This window comes from Tautonia rosea, assembly GCF_012958305.1.
Classification (GTDB): Bacteria; Planctomycetota; Planctomycetia; order Isosphaerales; family Isosphaeraceae; genus Tautonia; species Tautonia rosea.
Window position 1 is genome coordinate 289,605 of the sequence record NZ_JABBYO010000009.1, and the last position, 6,000, is coordinate 295,604.

The 6,000-nt window shown below is 67.4% G+C and carries 3 protein-coding genes and 1 pseudogene; 1 reads left to right on the forward strand and 3 read right to left on the reverse strand.

Going from position 1 to position 6,000, the window contains the following annotated elements:
- Window positions 1-226 precede the first annotated feature (226 nt).
- Window positions 227-1,429, forward strand: coding sequence for a Spy/CpxP family protein refolding chaperone (locus HG800_RS17695; protein ID WP_169977962.1), 1,203 nt, complete (start codon window positions 227-229; stop codon window positions 1,427-1,429).
- A gap of 157 nt (window positions 1,430-1,586) precedes the next feature.
- On the opposite strand, the gene HG800_RS17700 is transcribed toward HG800_RS17695, so the two are convergent.
- The 3 genes and pseudogenes from HG800_RS17700 to HG800_RS17710 form a co-directional block, all read right to left on the reverse strand.
- On the reverse strand, window positions 1,587-3,974 hold the full coding sequence (locus tag HG800_RS17700) for an FdhF/YdeP family oxidoreductase (protein ID WP_169977963.1): 2,388 nt from the start codon (window positions 3,972-3,974) through the stop codon (window positions 1,587-1,589).
- 45 nt (window positions 3,975-4,019) lie between these two features.
- The gene (locus HG800_RS17705) at window positions 4,020-4,922 is read right to left on the reverse strand and encodes a formate dehydrogenase accessory sulfurtransferase FdhD (protein ID WP_169977964.1); all 903 of its coding nucleotides are present in this window, start codon (window positions 4,920-4,922) and stop codon (window positions 4,020-4,022) included.
- A gap of 371 nt (window positions 4,923-5,293) precedes the next feature.
- A pseudogene (locus tag HG800_RS17710) lies at window positions 5,294-6,000 on the reverse strand (hypothetical protein); the annotation flags it as partial.

The window sequence follows — 6,000 nt, forward strand, 5'->3', positions numbered from 1 at the left end:
TGTGCCGGTGAGCAGACCCCCCAGCAGGGATCGGCGGTGCCATCGCCCTGATTGGCGTGCCGCTCACCCGATCCCGGAAACGATCCCGAAACCGGAGACCCGGCATCCGGGTATCCGCCAGGGTACGTCTCGCAACCCCTTCGGCGCCGCGAGGGAGGAACCGCGGGCCATTCGCCGAATGTGATCGCTTGGGGATTCGAGCCGGAACATTCCGAGGTCTCCTTCCATGTCGCTTCAACGCGTCTGCCTGACGGGTGTCGTGGTCTTGCTGGTTGGTACCGTCTCCGAGACCTTCGCCCAGGTCCGTCGCCAACCCCCTCCCCGCGCCGAATCGACCGACACCCCTCCTACCGCCGAGGCTGAGACCACGTCCTCTGCCTCCCCCACAACGACCGAGGCTCCTTCGACCGAGCCGGCCCAGGCCCAGGCCGACCGCTCGTTCAACCTGTTCGGGGAAACCAACCGCTTCAACCGCTTCTCCGGCTGGGGAGGCATTGGCGGCACGATGGGCCAGTGGGGCATGAACCGCTCGATGCTCATCATGATGCCGCAGGTGCAGCAAGAGCTGGCCCTGACCGACGACCAGAAGCTCCTGCTCCGCGAGTGGTCGCTCGAAATGCGCGACCGAGGCCGCGAAATGGCCGAGGCGATGCGGCCCAACCGGGACGAGGACGACGCCCCTGGCCGCGGCTTCCCCTCGGTCGGCAACGTGATGGGGATGATGGGCATGATGACCCAGATCCTCAAGGAAAACGAGACCGGGATCGCCCAGATTCTCGACAAGGGCCAGCGGCGCCGACTCGACCAGATCGCCCTTCAGATGGAAGGCGCGACCGCCCTCGCCCGTCCCGAGGTGGCCCAGGCCGTCGGCCTCCTGCCGGTGCAGGTCGAGGCGATTCAACAGGTGCTCGCCCAGTCCCGAACGCAGCAGGTTTTCTACTGGATCCAGCAAAGTACCTCGATGTGGGGCAACCGCGGCCGACCTCCCGGCGCCGACGCCAACCGAGCCGGCACCGATCCCGGCCCGACCGCCCGGCCTCGCGGCCGAGGACGGCCCGCCCCCCCCGATCCCGCGGCGGCTCCCCCCGCCAACCGCCCGTCGTCCCGCAGCGACGAAGACGGCGACGACAATCCCGCCGCCCGAGCCGAGCGTGAGGCCCGCTTCCGCGAGCAGTTTGAACAACTCCGCTCCGGCTCCGACCAGATCCAGGACCGGACCGTTCAGGAAATCATGAAGATCCTCAACCGCAACCAACGCCAGCGTTTCGACAAACTCCTCGGCCCCCCCTTCGACCCCGCCGCGCTGACCTTCGAGACGCGTCGCCCGAACGAACAGCGTGAGGACGACGCCACCCCCCCCGGAGCCGTTCGACGCACTCCCGCTCCGTCGAACCCGTCCGACGACGAAGCCGAGCCATCGACCCCGTGACGCGCCAACGCAACGTCAATCAATAGATGCATGATGATATTCAACCATATTTTCGACGCATGAGAACAGGAAGTCGTATCCATGATGAATGTCCACGGACCCGACAGCGGGTCCGTGGACAGTTCAGAACATTTGATGATTGAAAACCGTTTTGAGTTTAATCCACTGATGGTGCGACGGTGATGACGATCGATTTTGAGGTCGGCGTGTTGCTGATCTCGGCCGTGCTGTCGATGGGAACCAGGACGTTGGCTTCGGGGAAGTAGGCGGCTGCGCAACCGCGGGGGATATCGTACGGGATGGCCCGGAAATGGCGAGCGATCCGGGTGCGGCCCTGCGGATCGATCCCGGTCAGGTCGACGCTCTGCTGCGGTTCAAGGCCACGGTCATGCATATCTTCCTGATTCAGGAAAACGATCCGACGCTCGTTGCGAATGCCTCGGTAGCGGTCGTCTCGACTATAAATTGTTGTGTTGAATTGATCATGACTGCGAATAGTCATGAGTAGCAACTGCCCCGGCTCGGGCTCGATCGCGCTCAACGGCGCGGGGGTGAAATGGGCCTTGCCGTCCCAGGTCGGGAAACGTCGCTCGCGGACCGGGTGCTCCAGGGCGAAGCCGCCGGGGTGGCGGACCTTTTCGTTGTAGTCGTCGAAGCCGGGGACGACGCGCTCGATGGCGTCTCGGATGCGGTCGTAATCCTCGACGAGCCATTGCCAGGGAACGGTCGATCGCTCCTTGAGGGTCTCCACCGCCAACCGGGCGATCATGACGGGCTCGCTGAGCAGGTGGGGCGAGGCGGGCGAGAAGCCGCCGTGCGACTGGTGGACGATCCCCATCGAGTTCTCGACCGTCACGAACTGCTCGACCCCGCCCTGAATGTCTCGCTCGCTGCGGCCGAGGCAAGGCAGAATCAAGGCCGTGCGGCCGGTCACGAGATGCGAGCGGTTGAGCTTCGTCGAGACCTGTGCCGTCAGGCGGCAGCGGCGGAGGGCCTCGGCCGTGAAGTGGGTGTCGGGGCTGGCCGAAAGGAAATTGCCGCCGAGGCCGAAGAAGACGTGGGCCTTCCCCTCGTGCATCGCCTGGATTGACTGCACTACGTCGAAGCCGTGATGCCGGGGAGGGTCGAAATTGAAGGCCGCGCCGAGGCGGTCGAGCCAGCGGTCGGGCATCCGTTCCCAGATGCCCATCGTCCGGTCCCCCTGCACGTTGCTGTGCCCCCGGACCGGACAAACTCCCGAGCCGGGCTTACCAAGCGCCCCTCGAAGAAGTAAGAGGTTGATGACTTCTTGAATCGTTGCGACCGAGTTCTTGTGCTGGGTCAGGCCCATCGCCCAGCAACAGATGATGCGGTCGGTCTCGGCCAGGCGGCGGGCTAACGCCTCGATCTGCTCGCGATCGATCCCGCTCAGGCGGGTGATCTCGACCCAGGTCGTCTGCTCGACGACCTCGCGGTAGGCGTCGAATCCGGACGTATGCTCATTGATGAACAGGCGGTCGATGGCGTCGCCTCGCTCATGCAGCATCGCGTCGAACAGGGCCTTGGCCAGCCCGCGGAACAGGGCTTGATCGCCATTAATCTTAACTTGCAGATACGTATCGGCCAGGGTCGTGGCGAAGCCGAGCATCCCGCGGACCTGCTGCGGGTGGGCAAAGGCGAGCAGGCCCGCTTCCTTCAACGGGTTGATGGCCACGAGCTTCGCCCCGTGCTCGACCGCGTTTTGCAGGGTCGTGAGCATCCTCGGGTGGTTCGTGCCGGGATTCTGGCCGACGAGGAGGATGATGTCCGCCTTGGCGAAGTCGTCGAGGTGGACCGACCCCTTGCCCACACCGAGGGTCAGGCCGAGGGCCGCGCCGCTCGACTCGTGGCAGAGGTTCGAGCAATCCGGCAGGTTGTTCGTACCGTACTGCCGAACGAACAACTGATAGAGGAATGCCGCTTCGTTGCTGGTTCGACCCGAGGTGTAGAAGACGGCCTCGTCGGGAGAGGTCAGGGCGTTCAGCTCGTCGGCGACGAGGCGGAACGCGTCGTCCCAGGCGATCGGCTCGTAGTGGGTCGCGCCGGGACGGAGGATCATCGGCTCGGCAAGGCGTCCCTGGGCGTCGAGCCAGTCGTCGCCATGCCGGGCCAGATCGGCGACGGAGTGCTGGGCGAAGAAGGCCCGGTCGACGCGCTTCGTGGTGGTTTCGGCGGCGACGGCCTTCGCGCCGTTCTCGCAAAACTCGAAGCTGGTCCGCTCGCCAGGCTCGGGGTCGGGCCAGGCGCAGCTCGGGCAGTCGAAGCCGCCGTCCTGGTTGACGTGGGTGAGGATGTTCAACCCTCGGACGAGTCCCGCCTCTCGGGTGACCTTCTTCATGGCGTGGAAGACGGCCTCGGGACCGGCGGCCTTGTGCTCGGGCTTCTTCAGGTGCAGGGCGGAGAACTCGGCCGGTGGCTCGTCGCTGGGGTGGCCGTGCTCGTCGTCGAACGGGTTCGGCGGCAGCGACGGAGACTCCGGGGTCGTGGGGGGGGGCTTCGGCGAGGTGTCGCGAGAGTCGGGCGCCATGAGGAGAGCCTCCGCGGATCGCAAACCAACCAGGAAGGAGCGGGGTCAAGGGGCGGGGTCGGCGGTCGAGGCGGCCTCGACCCGGACCCGGACCCGCCACGGGGCGCTATAGACGTTGAATCGATCGGGACCGACGAAGCCGCAGAGCGTCAGGCCGAAGGTCTCGGCCACCTCGACCGCCAGGCTCGACGGGGCCCCAACGGCGGCGACGATCGGCAAGGCGGCGGTGACGGCCTTCTGGACGATCTCGAAGCCGGCCCGACCGCTGACGAGCAGGATGGCCGGCTCGGCGTCGGGGTGGGGACCGTCGAGGGTTCCCAGGGCTCGGGCGCCGATGAGCTTGTCGACGGTGTTGTGACGGCCGATGTCCTCTCGGGCGGCGATCAGGGAACCGAAGGGATCGAGCAGGGCCGCGGCGTGCAGGCCGCCGGTCTCGACAAAGACGCGCTGGTGGTGACGGAGCAAGACCGGCAGACGGTGGATCGTCTCGGCCTCGACGACCGGCCCGTGGCCTGGGTTCGGCCGGCAGCCGTCGAGGTTCAGGGCACGGAGGGTGGCGGTCCCGCAGACGCCGCAACTGGAGTTGGTCAGGACGTTCCGGGCGAAGCGTTCCAGATCGACCTCGACCCCTGGTTTCAGGTCGACCCGGATGATCCGGTCGAGCGATCGGCCGGCGTCTTCGGGTTCCTCGCGGGCGACCTCGTCGATGGCCTCGGGCGAGGGGATGACCCGCTCGTTGAGCAAGAAGCCGACGGCCAGCTCGGGGTCGTGGCCGGGGGTCCGCATGGTGATGCCGATCGTCCGGACCGTCCGTCGATCCGTCGGGCCGAAGCCGAGGCGGATCTCCATCGGCTCCTCGGCCGCGAGGCGATCCCAGAGGATCTCCGACTCGACGCCGTGGGCTCGGACACGCTGCACCCGGGTTCGTACCGACTCCGGACCGGACATGGACACCGGCCCTCCAGGCGGGAAGAAACGCAGGGCCGAGAAACGCTCGGCCGGCACTGACCCTCTCTATCATACCCGTCGGGAGGCCCGGCTCAACGACCGACCCCGCCCCGACCGGACGAGGGCAACGTCCTGCGGTTGGCCGTTCTCGATGAGGGGGGGAGGCGTCGTCGATGAGGTTCCCTGTTCCCTCGAACCCCGACGGAGCGCCGTCGACGACACGACGGGCCTCGGGGCGCGTGTCCCTTCGCCGATTGGGACCGAGCAATCGCCGAAGCGAGGAGCGGGGCCGGATCGAGGCGCGCGCGGAGGGGTCGGACCGGGGCGAGCAAGCTCCAGGACCGGCACGATCGGAAGGGAGAGCCGCGGGGTCATGACCGACTTGGGCCGTCGAGCGAACCTCGGGAGACGTCCTGAGGGTGGTCGAGCGGGGCCTCGGGAGCGGGGAACGAGGCCTCGGTGCGCTCGTCGGTGCGCCCTTCGGTGCGCTGGTCGGGGGAGGAGAAGGCTCCGGGGGCTTCGTTTCGGATCTCGCTTTGTGACTTTGGGTTATGGCGATCGTCGGGCGAGGTCGCCGGGTTGAACGGGGGTTCGTTTCGGGAATCGGGGGGAGGAGGCGGGACGTAGGCGGGGCGGTCGGAGTGCTGGGAGCGGGAGGCGTTCATGAGCTTCGCCTCGCGGGCGAAGGTTTTCGAGCGTTCGGAGCGGAGGCGGGTCAGGGCGTTGAGGGATTTATGGAAGTCGCGGAAGGCGTCGCGGCGGTAGCGGTGGCGGAGTTGGCCGGCCTTGGAGGTGTCGATCAGGGCGGCGACCTCGATGGCGTCGGCCTCGGGGCGGTCGACGTCGTCCCAGACGATCGGGCGGAGGGTTTCGAGGCGGGCGATCTGGTGGTCGACGAAGGATCGGAGGCGATCGACGGCGGCGGGGTCGCCGGGGGTGTCGGTGGCGGGTTGGACCGTTTTCGGGAAGGCGGAGGCGGCGAGGGACCAGACGAGGGCGGGTTCGCCGGTCGGGTCGGCCGGGGAGGTGGCCGGGTGGCCGAGCAGGTGCAGGGCGGTGATCAGGTCGCGTCCGGTTT